General features: G+C 65.0%; 16 protein-coding genes. 8 read left to right on the plus strand and 8 right to left on the minus strand.

The window, feature by feature from the left end; translation table 11 throughout:
• The first annotated feature begins 69 nt into the window (after positions 1-69).
• A complete protein-coding gene (locus CH274_RS11850; RefSeq protein WP_094657520.1) occupies positions 70-996 on the plus strand; it encodes an alpha/beta hydrolase in 927 nt (308 codons plus the stop codon).
• Between the two features lie 10 nt (positions 997-1006).
• Here CH274_RS11850 and CH274_RS11855 read toward each other — a convergent pair whose 3' ends face one another.
• Positions 1007-2395, minus strand: a complete 1389-nt coding sequence (locus CH274_RS11855) for a sensor histidine kinase (RefSeq protein ID WP_094657521.1) — start codon at positions 2393-2395, stop codon at positions 1007-1009.
• Between the two features lies 1 nt (position 2396).
• Complete coding sequence (locus tag CH274_RS11860; protein ID WP_094657522.1) at positions 2397-3071, minus strand: winged helix-turn-helix domain-containing protein; 675 nt, start codon at positions 3069-3071, stop codon at positions 2397-2399.
• 150 nt (positions 3072-3221) lie between these two features.
• Between CH274_RS11860 and CH274_RS11865 the strand changes: the two genes are divergently transcribed.
• The 5 genes from CH274_RS11865 to CH274_RS11885 are packed head-to-tail and all read left to right on the plus strand — an operon-like array spanning position 3222 to position 6421.
• Complete coding sequence (locus CH274_RS11865; protein ID WP_094657523.1) at positions 3222-3497, plus strand: hypothetical protein; 276 nt, start codon at positions 3222-3224, stop codon at positions 3495-3497.
• A complete protein-coding gene (locus tag CH274_RS11870) occupies positions 3494-4435 on the plus strand; it encodes an FAD:protein FMN transferase (RefSeq protein WP_094657524.1) in 942 nt (313 codons plus the stop codon). Before CH274_RS11865 ends, CH274_RS11870 begins: the two co-directional genes overlap by 4 nt.
• On the plus strand, positions 4432-4989 hold the full coding sequence (locus CH274_RS11875) for a ferric reductase-like transmembrane domain-containing protein (protein ID WP_094657525.1): 558 nt from the start codon (positions 4432-4434) through the stop codon (positions 4987-4989). Before CH274_RS11870 ends, CH274_RS11875 begins: the two co-directional genes overlap by 4 nt.
• Positions 4986-6200 carry an NADH-ubiquinone oxidoreductase-F iron-sulfur binding region domain-containing protein gene (locus tag CH274_RS11880; protein WP_094657526.1) on the plus strand — a complete coding sequence of 405 codons (1215 nt, stop codon included), beginning with the start codon at positions 4986-4988 and terminating at the stop codon, positions 6198-6200. Before CH274_RS11875 ends, CH274_RS11880 begins: the two co-directional genes overlap by 4 nt.
• On the plus strand, positions 6197-6421 hold the full coding sequence (locus tag CH274_RS11885; RefSeq protein ID WP_094657527.1) for a ferredoxin: 225 nt from the start codon (positions 6197-6199) through the stop codon (positions 6419-6421). The genes CH274_RS11880 and CH274_RS11885 overlap by 4 nt, the downstream gene beginning before the upstream one ends.
• On the opposite strand, the gene CH274_RS11890 is transcribed toward CH274_RS11885, so the two are convergent.
• From CH274_RS11890 to CH274_RS11905, 4 genes are all read right to left on the minus strand, one after another.
• Positions 6414-7079: a TetR/AcrR family transcriptional regulator gene (locus CH274_RS11890; RefSeq protein ID WP_094657528.1), complete on the minus strand. Its 666-nt coding sequence runs from the start codon at positions 7077-7079 to the stop codon at positions 6414-6416. The genes CH274_RS11885 and CH274_RS11890 overlap by 8 nt on opposite strands.
• Positions 7076-7921, minus strand: coding sequence for an SDR family NAD(P)-dependent oxidoreductase (locus CH274_RS11895; protein ID WP_032396705.1), 846 nt, complete (start codon positions 7919-7921; stop codon positions 7076-7078). Before CH274_RS11895 ends, CH274_RS11890 begins: the two co-directional genes overlap by 4 nt.
• The gene (locus CH274_RS11900) at positions 7918-9408 is read right to left on the minus strand and encodes a flavin-containing monooxygenase (RefSeq protein ID WP_094657529.1); all 1491 of its coding nucleotides are present in this window, start codon (positions 9406-9408) and stop codon (positions 7918-7920) included. Before CH274_RS11900 ends, CH274_RS11895 begins: the two co-directional genes overlap by 4 nt.
• A gap of 103 nt (positions 9409-9511) precedes the next feature.
• The gene (locus CH274_RS11905; protein ID WP_032396707.1) at positions 9512-10060 is read right to left on the minus strand and encodes a dihydrofolate reductase family protein; all 549 of its coding nucleotides are present in this window, start codon (positions 10058-10060) and stop codon (positions 9512-9514) included.
• 141 nt (positions 10061-10201) lie between these two features.
• Here CH274_RS11905 and CH274_RS11910 point away from each other — a divergent pair, with 141 nt between their 5' ends.
• Entirely contained in the window at positions 10202-11911 is a 1710-nt protein-coding gene (locus CH274_RS11910) for a ribonuclease J (RefSeq protein ID WP_256993559.1), read from the plus strand.
• Positions 11912-12126: 215 nt separating this feature from the next.
• The gene (locus CH274_RS11915) at positions 12127-13383 is read left to right on the plus strand and encodes a lipase family protein (RefSeq protein WP_045197369.1); all 1257 of its coding nucleotides are present in this window, start codon (positions 12127-12129) and stop codon (positions 13381-13383) included.
• Between the two features lie 8 nt (positions 13384-13391).
• On the opposite strand, the gene CH274_RS11920 is transcribed toward CH274_RS11915, so the two are convergent.
• The gene (locus CH274_RS11920) at positions 13392-13799 is read right to left on the minus strand and encodes a MerR family transcriptional regulator (RefSeq protein ID WP_032396710.1); all 408 of its coding nucleotides are present in this window, start codon (positions 13797-13799) and stop codon (positions 13392-13394) included.
• Between the two features lie 34 nt (positions 13800-13833).
• Complete coding sequence (locus CH274_RS11925) at positions 13834-15342, minus strand: SulP family inorganic anion transporter (RefSeq protein WP_094657531.1); 1509 nt, start codon at positions 15340-15342, stop codon at positions 13834-13836.
• Positions 15343-15421: the final 79 nt, after the last annotated feature.

Below are 15421 nucleotides of genomic sequence, written 5' to 3' on the forward strand. Positions count from 1 at the left end.
TTGATCGGCATTCAAGAGGCTGCTAGCTTCTTGAATGCCGATCAAGAATCCGAAAAAGGGACGACCGACATGAGTGCCGACAACCAGACCGGATACACCCGAACCGACGAATGGTTCGACTCGGAAGGGGTCCGTTGCGCCGTCGCGGTGTACCGACCCGCCGAATCCAGCGGGGATACCCCTGCCGTCGTCATGGCCCACGGCTTCGGCACCCCACGCGTCATTCGCCTCTTCGCCTACGCAGAGGTCTTCGCCCGCGCCGGTTACACCGTTCTCGTCTTCGACTACCGGCACTTCGGTGACAGCGACGGGGAGCCGCGACAGCTGCTCGACATCGGCAAGCAACTCGTCGACTGGCGCAACGCCGTCGCCTACGCACGAACACTCGAGGGCGTCGACTCGGATCGCATCGTCGGTTGGGGTACTTCCTTCGCAGGCGGACACGTGCTCACTCGGGCCGGCGCAGGCGAGAACTTCGCGGCCGTCATCGCCCAGATCCCACACGTGGACGGAATCGCGGCCGTGCGCGCGACCGGGCTTCGGCGCACTCTCCAGCTGGCCCCGTCAGCGGTGATCGACCGGATCCGCGCACTGCGCGGACGATCACCCCGATACGTGGACTCGGTCGGCAATCCCGGTGACCTGGCTGTCATGACCTCACCCGACGCCGTTCCCGGACGCGACCGACTCCTCCTCGAATCAGGCCTGAGCGAGGCCGACTACCCGGAAAACGTTGCCGCACGGATACTCCTGCGCATCGGGCTGTACTCACCCGGCCGCACCGCGTCGTCCATCCGATGCCCGGTGCTGTTGCAGATCATGTCCGACGACGTGGTCACACCGGCGTACGTCACCGTGAAGGTCGCAGCGAGAATTCCCGACGCCACCGTGCACATCCACAAGGGCGGACACTTCGATCCCTATGTGCAACCGCTGTTTCCGGTCATCGTCGACGAGCAGCTCGCGTTCCTGAAAAGGGTTGTGCCGGTGGGCTAGCCGGTACACGTCATCGGGGAAGTCGAATCTCGAATCGAGCTCCGCCCAGGGCGGAATCGGTCACGTGCACGCTTCCACCGTGCGCGGCAACGGCATCGGCGACGATCGCGAGGCCGAGACCGGCTCCTCCCTCGTCCCGGGTTCTCGACGAGTCGAGCCGAACGAAGCGATCGAACACTCGCCTCCGTTCCGACGCCGGTACACCTGGACCGTCATCGTCGACAGCGATGACGGCGGCATCGTCGGACAAAGAGCAGGACAACACTATTCGAGCATCTGCGTGACGAACCGCATTGTCGACGACATTGCGCACCATCCGGGCCAAAGCGTACGGGTCTCCGCTGACTCGGACGGGAACGATGGACAATTCCGTCCGGACATCGGATGTAGCCTGCACACGTTTCGCCTCCTCGTACAACAAATCCTCCAGGTCCACATCGCCGGAGATGGCAGCCGTTTCGGTCTCGTCCGACCGTGCCAACACCAACAGGTCCTCGATCAGCTGCCGCATCCTTCGGGCTTCGGGAAGCAACGAGTCGTCCACCAGCGCCGCATCGCGAAGTTCCGGTCGCGCCTCGGCCAGTTCCAATGCCGCAGTGATCGTCGCCAGCGGGCTCCGCAGTTCGTGGGAGGCATCGCTGACGAAACGTCGCTGGGCACGTTGGCCGGCCTCGAGGCGCTCGAGCATGTGGTTCATCGTCAGTGCGAGGCGGGCGATCTCGTCACGAGTGTCGGGAACCGGAACGCGTTCGGTCAACCGAGCGGCCGAGATCGATGCGACCCTGGACCGGATGTTCTCCACGGGACTCAGCGCCGCTCCCACCAACCGATAGGTGGCGAAGGCCACGAGGGCGACGACGAAGGGACCGACAGCGGCAAGCAGGAGAGCAACCGTGGACACGACGTTCTCGACCGGCTCTCGGTCCGCTCCGACGAGAACGGTTGCCTGACCCCGCGGCGAGGACACCCCCATCGCGGACACCCAGAAGTCACCGCTGCCTGGCACGACGACTCGACCGAGATCCTGCACCGCCGACGACGAAATCTGCTGAGTCGTCAACGGTGCGCTCGTATCGCCTCGAGACGAGGCCAGCACCGTCCCCGAGGAGTCGACGACCTGCACCAGCCCTATCTGCCCGTCGGTAGCAAGCAGAGAGTTCTCCACGTGCGGCCTTCTGTCGTCGTCTCGGTCGCCGGATCCCCACTGCTGGGCGATGAGCGTGAGACGGGCCTCGGCCGCTGAACGGGCCGAGCTCTCGAGCGACGAGTAGAGAACTCCGAGGAGTGCTCCACCCGCCGCGATCAAACAGACGGCCACGACGACCGTCGACGCCACCGCCGATCGCACGCGGACCGTCCATGATCGGGGTCGAAGCCGATCACCGTGAAAACGAGCCATGTCAGTGGCCCGCGGCTATGCGATATCCGGCACCACGCACCGTCTCGATCAGTCTGGTCTCGAACGGGAGATCGACCTTCTTGCGCAGGTATCCGATGTAGACCTCGACGATGTTGTCGTCCCCGTCGTAATGGGCATCCCACACCGAGCGAACGATCTCGGATTTGTTCGCCACCACCCCGTTTCGCCTCATCAGGTACTCGAGCACGCTGTACTCCCGCGGGGTCAGTGACAACTCCGTGCCTTGACGGGTCACGCGGTGACGAGAAGGGTCGAGCTCGAGGTCGCCGACCGCAAGTACGGCAGGGCGCGCCGGAGCGCCCCGCCGAACGAGGGCGCGCAGCCGGGCGATCAGGACGACGAACGAGAACGGTTTGACCAGGTAGTCGTCGGCACCGAGATCGAACGCATCGGCCAGGTCGTACTCGCCGTCCTTCGCCGAGAGCATCAGGATCGGCGTCCATACCCCCTGCTTACGTAGGTCTCGAACGACGTCGTACCCCTGCTTGCCCGGCAACATGATGTCGAGCACGATCGCGTCGAAGTCGCCGGTCAGCGCGCTGTGGAAGCCGCTGAGGCCGTCGTGTTCGACGTCCACGACGAAGCCCTCGGCGTCGAGACCTCGGCGGACGGTCTCCGCCAGGCGCTTCTCGTCCTCGATCAGTAGTACGCGCACAACGCCCTCTCGATTCACTTGGGCGGCAAGAAACACGAGTACATCAGATCGGCAGCCCTGTACGCAGATCCTTTCAGCGATCCTTCAGCTCCACCGTCACACACTGATCCTCATGACTCCACAGCACCACCGCTCCACCGAGGAACTGCGATGAACACACCCGAGCAGGGCTACCGCCGCACCCGCATCGCAACCGCAGCGATAGCCGCACTGGGTGTCACGGTCTTCGGTGGCTCCGCGACACTCGCCTACCTCGACACTCACGAACCCGACTCGACTGCGACTGCGGCAGAGACACAGGGGTCCGACGACTCGGCGACCGCGGGCTCGTTCGGTTCTGCACCCCGCGTCACTGCGCCCAGCGTTCCAGCACCCAACAGCACATCGGGCTCCGGTTCCACTCACGCCCAGACTCACGGATCATGAACGGCGTCGCGGTACGGACGGCCACTGCGACGTCGAGCTGGTCGGTGTGGGGCTGCGCTGCCGAGCTGACGGTCACCGAACCCGGCAGCATCACCCGCGCGGAACAGATCGTTCGTGCGGAGCTCGCCGCGGTAGAAGCGGCCTGCAGCAGATTCAGACCCGATTCGGAACTGTCGATGCTCGCGCACGCGGGCGGTCGACCCACGCCAATCACCCCGACTCTGCGCACGTTTCTCGACGCCGCGATCACCGCTGCTCGACTGACCGACGGAGACGTCGATCCCACCGTCGGGTCGGCACTGGTGAATCTGGGGTACGACCGAGACTTCGACCGACTGAGCCAGCGAACCGGGACAGGGGAACACACCGCAACCTTCTTCACCGCGGCCCACTGGACGATGGTCACTCTCACCGACGATCACGTCACGATTCCCGCCGGACTCACTCTCGACTTGGGCGCGACAGCAAAAGCATTGGCGGCGGATCGCTGTGCCCGCGCTGTACGCGACGAGCTCGGGACCGGCGTGCTGGTGTCCCTGGGCGGCGACATCGCCACCAGCGGTCCTCACCCCGACACGGGATGGCGTATTCGAGTGTGCGACGGAGAATCCGAGCCCGCCACCATCGTCGAGATCGGATCCGACACCGGTATTGCAACATCGAGCACGCTTCGACGACGCTGGACGCACGACGGCCAGATGCTGCACCACATACTCGCTCCGCAATTGGCACGTCCGGCCGAACCACACTGGCGCACAGTGACAGTGATCGCCAACGATTGCCTCACGGCCAACACGATCAGTACTGCCTGCATCGTCCGAGGAGCCGCCGCAACGGCCTGGCTCGCGCAGATCGGGCTTCCCACCCGGTCGGTCGCCGCCGACGGCACCGTCGTGCCCACCGGACACTGGCCCGACGACGAACAGGACCGATCATGAGTGAAGCACTGTGGGCCCTGGGCCGTGGCTCGGGCATCGCCGCCCTGGTATTGCTGACCCTCGCGGTGGCGTCGGGAATCCTCACTCGGTCCGGTCGACCACTGTTGTCGTTACCCCGGTTCGGCGTCGTCGAAGTCCACCGCAGCACTGCGCTTCTCGGCTCGTTGTTCGTGGGCATTCACATCGTGTCCCTGTTCTTCGACCCGTACGCACAACTCGATGTGGTCGACGCCGTGATTCCCTTCGCCGGAGCGTACAAGCCGTTCTGGCTCGGCCTGGGCACCCTCGCGTTCGACCTGCTGATCGCGATCACACTGACCGGACTGCTCCGACAACGAATGGGATATCGCACTTTCCGTGCTGTGCATTGGCTTTCGTACGCACTGTGGCCGATCGCCCTGTCCCACGCCCTCGGCAACGGAACCGACTCGGGCAGTGGATGGTTCCTGGCCACCGCGTTCGCATGCACGGCGCTGGTCCTCGCAGCCGTTACCTGGCGATTGCGCCACAACTTCCAAGAACACCACCACACGCGAGTGAAGGTACGCCCATGACCGCATCGACACGGCTCGCCGATTCACTGCTCGGACAGGACAGCACGAACGATCTGCGCCGCCACACTCAGCTCTACGGCGCACGACCACCCGCCGACCAATCCTTGGTGGAGGCCGTCGTCCGCTCGGGTCTCCTCGGGCACGGCGGCGCGGCATTTCCCACCGGCGCGAAAATGCGGTCGATCTCCGGTCGCAAGCCGGTCCTGATCGCGAATGCTGCAGAGGGAGAACCGCTGAGCAGCAAGGACTCTGTGCTGCTCGACCGATCGGCGCATCTGGTTCTCGACGGTATTGCCGCAACGGCCTCGGCCATCCGATCCAGCGACTGCTACCTGTACGCACCCGCGGACCGAGTCGACGCCGTACGCCGGCTCGTCGACGACCGCCGTCGTACCGGATGGGATCGAACTGCCGTCCAGGTGATTGCGTCCGCGCCCGGTTTCGTCTCCGGCGAGAAATCTGCGGTCATCTCTGCGATCGAAGGAGGTCCGGCTCTGCCGCGCGACAAGAAGACTCGCGCGTCGGCGGCCGGGGTGCGCGGACGACCCACCCTCGTGCTCAACGTCGAGACCCTCGCGCACATCGCACTGATCGAGCGACTGGGGCCGCAATGGTTTCGTTCGCGGGGAACGGCGTCCGAGCCGGGCACCATGCTCGTCACCTACTCGGGTGCCGTTCGGAGGCCCGGCGTTGCCGAAGTACCCCTCGGCACCGCGATCGAGGAGATGCTCACCCACGGTGCAGGCGTCGACCTACGCTCGGTTCGGGCAGTGCTGCTCGGCGGCTTTCACGGAACCTGGGTGGACCGCGGCTCTCTGCTGGGGCACACCATGTCCCAGGAATCATTGGCCCACATCGGCTCCCGTCCGGGCGCAGGCGTCGTGCACGTGCTGGGAACCGAGACGTGTGGACTGCTCGCGACCGCCGACTTCGTCCGCTACCTGGCAAACGAGAGTGCCCGCCAGTGCGGCCCCTGCCTCAACGGGCTGCCGCGATTGGCCGACGCGTTCTCGCGGCTGGCCACCGGCCAGGACGTCGCTACCGCGATCGGCGACATCGAGCGCTACACCCGACTGGTCGACGGCCGGGGCGCGTGCCATCACCCCGACGGAACTGCCCGATTGGTCCGGTCGGCGATGTCGGTGTTCGCTCAGGACGTGCATCTGCATCGGTTGGGCACGTGCGAGATTCACCGAGGAGGGACCCGATGACCATCGAAGACCGACGTAGCACAGCGTTGCACATAGATTGGACGCTGTGCGACGGCCGAGGAGTGTGCACCGAGTTGCTTCCGGAGACTCTCACCCGAGACGAGTGGGGCTATCCCCTCGCCCGGCGCGCCGGAAGCACCGTCGTTCTGGAGGGCAGCGACCCACAGCGGGCGCAGGACGCTGTTCGACTGTGTCCGCGAATGGCATTGCGCATCAAGTAGTCCGAGGAACAGACACGGTCAACGGCGCGACGATATTGGCGAGCATGGTCGCGATGGTGGCGACGACCACGCGGCGCTCGGCCGCATAGCCGCTTTGATACCAGGTCATCGCGGTGTGGCTGATTCCGCCGATCGCGGCGGTGGCGAGCAGGTCGATATCCACATCGGGCCCCGACTCCACGTCGCCCGCGAACGTGCGGAGGTAACCGAGCAACAGCGTCCCGAATTGCTGCATCACCGTCAGATACGTCTGCTCCACACGAGGACTGACCCCGAGCACCTCCATCCACACCACCCGGGCCAGGTGTGGGTCCTCGACGACCCGAAAGAAGGGATCGAGCAACTGTTCGGCGGCGGCTCTGAGGTCGCCGTCGGAATCGATCTCCGCCATCGTGTCGGACACCGAGTCGGTCAGGTGTGCAATGCATTCCGCGTACACCGCGAGCAGGAGATCCTCGGTCCTGTCGAAGTACTGATAGAAGTGCCGGTCGGCGATCTTGGCCTCGCGGCACAGTCCGCGCACGGTGGCCGCTCGGTATCCGACGCTGCCGAACACCCGCAGTCCGGCATCCAGCAGTTGCCGCCGCCGTCGGTCGTCGCGGTCGGCGGCACTCTCGCCGCCGTAGGCCCGACCGGCCGCTTCGGACACCGAGCTCATGACCGTCGGGCATCCAGTTCGGCAGTGAGCCGGATCAATTCGGCGTCCCGTTCCATCGTGGCGTCCATGATCGGGTTCACGATGCCGCGCAGTATCGAGATCGGAATCCAGCGACCGGGTACGGCAATGCGCGCAGCTCTTCGTCCGATCCCTCGAACGGCCACCCGGGCGAGCTTGTCCGGGGTGATCGGGCGGAGTAGCGGCGTGGGGAAGGCGCGGTCGATCATGGCTGTCGCGACGTCGTCGCCGCCGAATGCGACCTCGGCGATCGGCGTCGCGACCCATCCCGGATACAGCACTCCCGCTGTCGCTTTCGTGCCCGCAAGTTCCGCGCGCAGAGCACGCCCGAGCTGTTCGACCGCTGCCTTCGATGCCGCGTACGGTGCATTCGCCAGGCCGTTGAGGTACGCGTACGTGGACGAGGTGATCAATACGTAGCCGCCTGACTCGACGATGTGTGGGAGGGCGGCACGCACCGTGTTCCACACGCCGATCAGGTTGACGCCGATGACGCGCTCGAAAACTCCGTCTTCGACGGACCGTATGGTCGATGCCTGTGCACCGCTGGAGATTCCGGCGTTGGCCATCACGATGTCGAGCGTGCCGAAGGTCTCGATCGCGGTGGCGACGGCCGCGTCGAGCTGCTCCCGCACGGTGACGTCGGCGTAGGCGATCGCCACGCGCTGGTTGCCAAGTTTCGCCGCCACGGACTCGAGGTCGGTCGATTTCATGTCGACGAGGACGATCGACGCACCGCGTCGATGCAGCGCCGACGCAACGGCGGAACCGATGCCGCCTGCCGCTCCCGTGATCAGCGCTACCTGGCCCGAGTGATCCTTCATGCCGACACCTCGTCTTTCGCGGTCGCCTCGGTGGGCGAGAAGTGAATGTGGTGTTCCTGCGGACGAAATCGCTTGGCCCACCGGCGGAAGGTGAAGCTGAAGCCGGGGAACATCGCCACGACGTGCCCGGATTTGGACTGATACCAGCTGTGGCAGCCGCCGTCCTTCCAGACGGTGCCCTCCATCTCGCGGTGAATCTTGTCGGTGTAGGCCTGTTCTGCATCTGCAGTGACCTCGATCGCCAGTGCCCCACTGCGCCTGACGGCGTCGATCGCCCGCACGATGTACTCCATCTGCGCCTCGATGAGGAAGATGGCGGAGGTGTGGCCGATACCGGTGTTCGGTCCGGTGACGACGAAGAGATTGGGAAAGCCGGGAATCGTGGTGCCGAGGTAGGCGCGCGGGTACGGATCCCAGACCTCGGACAGGGCCCGGCCGTCGCGTCCGATCACCGGGTACGAGATGACGCCGTCGGTGGCGTCGTATCCCGTGGACCACACCAGGAGATCGACGTCGACGTGTTCGCCGGTGGTGGTGACGATTCCGGTTTCGGTGATCTCGGCGATACCGTCGTTCCTGTCGTGCAGAGTGACGTTCGATTTCCCGAGTGCCGGATAGAGCGTGTTGGACAGCAGCACTCGCTTGCAACCGATGGTGAAGTCCGGGGTGACCTTGGCCCGAAGTTCGGTATCCGGAACCTGAGACTCGATGTGTTTCAGAGCAGTTCGCTGGGCTACGGCTTTGAGCATTCGCCGCGAGTACTTGAACCCGATGATTCGGGTCTCGAGCGTCCAGTAGATGCCGGCGCGAACCGCCCTTCGAATCGGTTCGATGCGCAACAGCTTTCGCTGGATCGCCGTGAATTCACGATCGTGGCGCGGCATCACCCAATGCGGGGTGCGCTGAAAGACGTGCAGCTGCTCCACGTCGGGTTGGATCGCGGGGATCACCTGTGCGGCGCTGGCACCGCTGCCTACGATCGCCACTCTCTTGCCGGCGTGGTCGTACTCGGTGTGCCAGTCGTTGGTGTGGAACTGGGTGCCCTGGAACTTCTCTCTCCCGGGGAACGGCGGTACGACGGGTGTACTGAGTGGTCCCGACGCGTTGACGACGAACTTCGCCGCGTAGTCACCCCGCGAGGTGATGATGGTCCAGTGGTCTCCCGCCCATTCGATCTTCCTGACGTCGGTGTCGACATGCGTACGAGCCGGCAGACCGTTCGATTCGAGCACGTGGTCGGTGTATCGCTCCAGTTCCTCGCGTTCGGCGAACATGCGCGACCACTCGAACGGCTCGGAGGCGATCGAGTACAGCGGACTCTGCACGTCGACGGCTGCGCCCGGGTAGCGGTTCTGCTTCCACGTGCCGCCGAGGAAAGGACGCCTCTCGAGAATGACGAAGTCGTCGATCCCGCGATCGAGCAAGGCCTTGGCGGCGCACTGGCCACCGAAGCCGCTGCCGATGATGACCACACTGTGCATCTGCATATCGACTGACCCCTCCCACGGGCGCGGCATCCGATGACGCGCGTCATCACTTTAAAGTGATGACGCGTGATTCCGCAATTGAATCGAGTCGACCCGCCAGAGGTCAACGCCGGGCCGCGTACCGCACCAGGGACGCCCCCGACGGAAATGCTCTGCACTCCAGGAGGCGCAACCACTGCGACGGAGTTCCGTCGAACAATCGTTCGCCGTGCCCGCGCACGTAAGGGAACTGGAACAACCGGTATTCGTCCACGAGGTCCAACGCGATCAACTCCCGACACAGGGTGATACTCCCCGTGCAGACGATGTCCGATCCGCTCGAATTCTTGATCCTCGTGACCTCGTCGATCAGTCGGCCGGACAGCACGGTCGAGTTCACCCACCCGGGGTCTGTCAGCGTCGAGGACACGACGTACTTCGCGACGCGGTTCAGGTGATCGGTCACACCGGTTGTGTCATCGGTTTTCGGACCCCAGTAGTCGCGCATACTCTCGAAGGTCGAGCGCCCCACCAAGAATCCATCCGACTCGTCTCTCTGCGCGGCCAGCGCCGCGTCGAGCTCGGGGTCCCCGCCTGCCCGAGCGAACCAGTCGTCGGTCGCCTCGATGACTCCGTCGACAGTGATGTTCTGTGTGATCACCAGTGAGCGCATGCTCGACGTCTACCACCCCAACCGCACGTCCGAATCACGATCGCCCGAAAATGGTCGAAGACTGCGCCTCCGCGCGTGCGCAACCGTTGGTGTGCGGACCGGGGTCGACGCAGGTCGAGACCCACCCGTAGCGTTGGACGCATGTCGCGATCACCACGTAACCGGAAATCCCCCGCCGCTCCGAGAAAGCGAGCCTCTTCCGCACTCCAGGCCGGGCACCTTCGCGTGATCGCAACCGGCGGTCTGGGCGAGATCGGCCGGAACATGACCGTGTTCGAGTTCGACGGAAAACTGCTCATCGTCGACTGTGGTGTGTTGTTCCCCGAGGAGCACCAGCCCGGCGTCGACGTCATCCTGCCCGACTGGAGTTGCATCCGCGATCGCCTCGACGACGTCGTGGCGATCGTCCTGACGCACGGGCACGAGGACCACATCGGCGGCGTCCCCTACCTGCTGCGCGAGCGCGGTGACATTCCCGTCATCGCGTCGCGGCTGACGCTGCATTTCCTGGCCGCCAAGTTCGACGAGTTCAAGGTCTCGACGACGCTGATCGAGGTCGAAGCGGGGCAGACGCGTCAGGAAGGTCCGTTCGAGCTCGAGTTCGTCGCCGTCAACCATTCGATCCCCGACGGCCTCGCCATCGCCATCCGTACCGACGCAGGCCTGGTGCTGCACACCGGCGACTTCAAGATGGATCAGTTCCCGCTCGACGGTCGAATCACCGACCTGCGTAGCTTCGCGCGCCTCGGCGAGGAAGGGCTCGATCTTCTCCTCGTCGACTCGACCAACGCCGAGGTTCCCGGGTTCATGGTCTCCGAACGCGATCTGGTCCCGGCCATCGAGAAGGTGTTCCGCGAAACGTCGGGACGCGTGATCGTCTCGAGCTTCGCCAGTCACGTCCACCGCATTCAGCAGGTACTCGACGCCGCGCATGCGCAGGGCCGCAAGGTTGCGTTCGTGGGGCGATCGATGGTGCGCAACATGAAGATCGCGACCGATCTGAGCTACCTCGACGTACCCGACGGGCTCGTGGTCGATCTGCCGAAGCTCAACCGGCTTCCGGCGCACAAGATCACGCTGATCTGCACCGGATCGCAGGGCGAGCCCCTCGCCGCGCTCTCGCGGATGGCGTCGGGCGAACACCAGATCAAGGTGGGCGACGGCGACACCGTACTGATGGCCAGCAGCTTGATCCCCGGTAACGAGAACGCGATCTACCGCGTCATCAACGGTCTCGTCGAGAAGGGTGCACGCGTGGTGCACAAGGGAAATGCCAAGGTGCACGTCTCCGGCCACGCCAGCGCAGGCGAGCTCGTCTACTGCTACAACATCCTCGAACCCGCCAATGTGCTTCCCGTCCACGGTGAAGCGCGACACCTGCGCGCCAATGCCGATCTCGCGATCAGGACCGGCGTACCGCGTGATCGTGTGCTGATCGCCGAGAACGGAAGCGTCATCGACCTGTTCGACGGCGTCGCTCAGATCACCGGAAGTGTCCCCATCGAACTGATCTACGTCGACGGCAGTGCCGTCGGTGGGGTGACCGAGGATTCGTTGGCCGAGCGCCGGCTGCTCGCCAACGAGGGCGTCCTGACCGTCATCGCCATCGTCGATCCCGATACCGGCCTGCTGGTCGACGACGTCGACTTCATCGGACGCGGATTCGCGCACGAGCCCAACGCTTTCGACTCGTTGGCCAAGGCGATCGGCAAGACCCTCACCCGCGAGAGCGACGTGAACGTGGCCTCCCGCGAGCACATCGAAAAGCGCATCGTGCAGGAGTCGGCGCGCTGGGCGAAGCAGACCCTGGGCCGTCAGCCCCTCATCGTTCCCGTCGTCGTCGACGGCTAGAGCACGTCTTCTCGGTGGCGAGGTGAGTGACCACAGGAAAGCCGCGCGTGGAACGGCTGCTGCCCGGTACGCGGAGGCCGGCTTGTCGTGCCGGGTCGCCGGTCCCCGCCCGATCCGAGCAAATTGTGCGTTCGGCCCCTGTGGATGGTTCCGGCCCCTAGAGTCGTGTGAATAGCTCCGGTAACGATCCGGAACGTCGACCGGGGGGGGTCTCGATGGGGAAGTACGCGAAGTTCGGCCGTCGGTATGCGGCGGTGGTCGCTGCGGTGTCACTGGTGGTGTCGGGCGGGCAATGGTCGGCGGCTGCCGATCCACTCGGCGATTTCCAGAATCCGCCGCGCACCGCCGAATCGATCGCCGCGACACCACTCGACGACCCGTGGGTCGTTCCGCCGCCCGGATACGAAACAGCCGCTCCCGGAACAGTTCTACGGACCCGCAGCGTCACCGTCGGACCACTTGTCACCCCGGTCACCACCACCCAACTGCTGGTCGCCTCGACCGACGCGAAGGACCGCCCCGCTGCCATCGTCACCAGCGTCATCGTCCCGACCGCGCCCTGGACCTCGCCCGGTCCGCGCCCTGTTGTCGCCTACAACATGGCCATCGATTCGCTCGGTGCCACGTGCGAGCCATCGTGGACCATGCAACGCGGCATCGCTCCGGAATTGGCACCCGTGCAGCTGCTTCTGGCGCGGGGCTACGCCGTCGTCGTCACCGACCATCAGGGGCCGCGCCATGCGTACGCCGTCGGACCGATGGCGGCACATGCCGTACTCGACGGTCTGCGCGGAGCGGTCACGACCGCCGCGATCGGCCTCGATCCGACTGCGCCCCTGGGCATCACGGGCTATTCGGGCGGGGCGATCGCATCGGGCTGGGCCGTGCAGGAGGCTCCGGCCTACGCCCCCGAACTGAACATCGTCGGCGCAGCGTTCGGCGGAACGCCCACCGACTTCGCGCTGCTCCGTCAGTCCATGAACGGCAACGCCGCGTCGGCGGTGTTCCTCGCGGCAGCGATGGGCGTTGCGCGCGAGTACCCCGAGATGCTCTCGCTCTACAACGACGACGGGTGGCGGCTCGCACAGGCGTCGAAGGACCTGTGCATCGTCGGGATCGCTCCGTTCGGAATCGTTGCTCCGATCCGTATCGAGTCACTGTCCATCACTCCCGATGCGTTCAATTCGCCGCTGGCGCTCGCGATTGCCGATCGGAATCGATTGGGAGACGGCGGAACTCCGACGGCACCGGTGTTCATATATCACGGACAGCAGGAGTTCTGGATTCCGAAGGAAGGTCCGGAGGCCGTGTTCGACAAGTGGTGTTCACGCGGAGCCGACGTCCGCCTCGAGGAATACCTGGGTGAACACAGCATCGTGGCCGGCACCGGAGCTCCCGCTGCGTTCGCGTGGTTGGACGACCGCCTCGCGGGAATTCCGGTTCGACCCGGATGCAGTAGCTTCGGCCGCTAGAGCCGAACCTACTCGCTCCGCACTGCTGCTCCGCGAGTCGACAGCACCTCGGTCAGCTCCTCGGCGTAGGCGAGCTGCCGCCGCAGCGTGCGGCAGCTGTCCTCGGCCTTGGTATGACATTCACGAACGAAGGCCGCGGCCGACGACCTCGCATCGTCGGCCGCGTTCTCGTCTCCGAGGATGTCGAGGGATTCCAGGAGCTGTTTCATCTCGGCCAGGGTGAAGTCGAGCGGCTTCATCCGGCGGATGACGAGCAGACGCTCGACGTCGGTCTCGGTGTACAGCCGAAAACCACCGGCCGAGCGGGCAGAGGGGGTGACCAGGCCGACGTCGTCGTAATGACGAACCGTGCGGATGGACAGCTCGGTGCGTTGAGCCACCTGTCCGATCTGCATGTGTGTGCCGTCGTCTGCCATGTGCCGCCTCTCCTCGCCCGAGCGTCCACCCTAGTCAGTGCTCGCCGCCCAGGTTTCCACTGAGACGATCGTGCCGCTCGACCGACGGCGCGTTCATACCGACGATCTCCACCGTCTTGCCCTTCGCCGCGTACTTGGTGGTGATGGCGTCGAGAGTCGCCACGGTCGAGGCGTCCCAGATGTGCGACTCGGACATGTCGATGACGACGTTCTTCGGATCTCCGACGTAGTCGAACTGATAGATCAGATCGTTGCTCGACGCGAAGAACAGCTCGCCCTTCACCGCGTAGACGCGCGTGTCCTCGTCCGGATGAGCCACATCGACCACCTCGGTCAGGTGCGCAACCCTCCTGGCGAACAGCACCATCGCGGTGACGACACCGACGACGACGCCGTAGGCCAGGTTGTGGGTGACCACGGTGACAGCGACCGTGACAACCATGACGAGAGTTTCGCTCTTGGGCATGCGCCGCAACGTCTTCGGGTGAATGCTGTGCCAGTCGAAGGTGCCGACCGACACCATGATCATCACGGCGACCAGCGCGGCCATCGGAATGAGCGCGACGATGTCACCGAGCCCGACCACCAGGATCAGCAGGAAGGCGCCGGCGAGGAACGTCGAGATACGGGTTCGAGCACCGGAGACCTTGACGTTGATCATGGTCTGGCCGATCATCGCGCAGCCGCCCATACCGCCGGTGAACCCGGTGACCAGATTCGCCACACCCTGACCCCATCCCTCACGAGTCTTGTCGGAGTGCGAATCGGTGATGTCGTCGACGAGCTTGGCCGTCATCAGCGATTCGAGCAGACCGACAAGGGCGATGGCCAGTGCGAACGGCGCGATGATCGACAGCGTGTCGAACGTGAACGGCACGTCCGGTATCAGGAACGACGGCAGCGAGGACGGCAGCTCGCCCTCGTCGCCCACGTCCGGGACGGCCAGTGCGAAGACGAGAGTGACGGCGGTGAGTATCACGATCGCGATCAGAGGTGCAGGCACGACGGAGGTGAGCTTCGGTAGGAAGAACATGACGAGCAGTCCGGCCGCGACCATCGGGTACACCAACCACGGCACCCCGATCAGGTACGGCACTTGCGAGGTGAAGATCAGGATCGCCAGCGCGTTGACGAATCCGACCATGACGCTGCGCGGGATGAACCGCATGAGTTTGGCAACACCGAGGACGCTCAACACGATCTGCAGGACGCCGCCGAGAATCACCGCGGCGATGAGGTAGTCGAGGCCGTATTCACGGGCCAACGGGGCGACAACCAGGGCGATCGCTCCGGTGGCCGCAGAGATCATCGCCGGTCGGCCACCGACGATGGAGATGGTGACGGCCATCGTGAACGACGCGAACAGCCCGACGCGGGGATCGACACCGGCGATGATCGAGAACGAAATGGCTTCCGGGATCAAGGCCAGCGCCACCACCAGCCCAGCGAGAACCTCGGTTTTCAGTCGCCTCGGTGAGCGCAACGCACCCAGCACCGAGACGTCTTCGACGGCGGTGGCAGGCACCTGGGCAGCTCGAGACACGACAACTCCGTTCGGTGGGTGCGAGGGACTGCGACAGGTTCGGCGTCCGCTCCGCCGGCAACTCTACTCTTACCGGAGA

This window comes from Rhodococcus sp. 06-418-5 (genome assembly GCF_002258285.1).
In the GTDB taxonomy this organism is placed as follows: Bacteria; Actinomycetota; Actinomycetes; order Mycobacteriales; family Mycobacteriaceae; genus Rhodococcoides.

Excerpts from the sequence above, each read along its gene's own strand:
- CH274_RS11850 (WP_094657520.1), top strand. The coding sequence starts at position 70 with ATGAGTGCCGACAACCAGACCGGATACACCCGAACCGACGAATGGTTC.
- CH274_RS11855 (WP_094657521.1), bottom strand. The coding sequence starts at position 2,395 with ATGGCTCGTTTTCACGGTGATCGGCTTCGACCCCGATCATGGACGGTC.
- CH274_RS11865 (WP_094657523.1), top strand. The coding sequence starts at position 3,222 with ATGAACACACCCGAGCAGGGCTACCGCCGCACCCGCATCGCAACCGCA.
- CH274_RS11870 (WP_094657524.1), top strand. The coding sequence starts at position 3,494 with ATGAACGGCGTCGCGGTACGGACGGCCACTGCGACGTCGAGCTGGTCG.
- CH274_RS11875 (WP_094657525.1), top strand. The coding sequence starts at position 4,432 with ATGAGTGAAGCACTGTGGGCCCTGGGCCGTGGCTCGGGCATCGCCGCC.
- CH274_RS11880 (WP_094657526.1), top strand. The coding sequence starts at position 4,986 with ATGACCGCATCGACACGGCTCGCCGATTCACTGCTCGGACAGGACAGC.
- CH274_RS11885 (WP_094657527.1), top strand. The coding sequence starts at position 6,197 with ATGACCATCGAAGACCGACGTAGCACAGCGTTGCACATAGATTGGACG.
- CH274_RS11890 (WP_094657528.1), bottom strand. The coding sequence starts at position 7,079 with ATGAGCTCGGTGTCCGAAGCGGCCGGTCGGGCCTACGGCGGCGAGAGT.
- CH274_RS11895 (WP_032396705.1), bottom strand. The coding sequence starts at position 7,921 with ATGAAGGATCACTCGGGCCAGGTAGCGCTGATCACGGGAGCGGCAGGC.
- CH274_RS11900 (WP_094657529.1), bottom strand. The coding sequence starts at position 9,408 with ATGCAGATGCACAGTGTGGTCATCATCGGCAGCGGCTTCGGTGGCCAG.
- CH274_RS11905 (WP_032396707.1), bottom strand. The coding sequence starts at position 10,060 with ATGCGCTCACTGGTGATCACACAGAACATCACTGTCGACGGAGTCATC.
- CH274_RS11910 (WP_256993559.1), top strand. The coding sequence starts at position 10,202 with ATGTCGCGATCACCACGTAACCGGAAATCCCCCGCCGCTCCGAGAAAG.
- CH274_RS11915 (WP_045197369.1), top strand. The coding sequence starts at position 12,127 with ATGGGGAAGTACGCGAAGTTCGGCCGTCGGTATGCGGCGGTGGTCGCT.
- CH274_RS11920 (WP_032396710.1), bottom strand. The coding sequence starts at position 13,799 with ATGGCAGACGACGGCACACACATGCAGATCGGACAGGTGGCTCAACGC.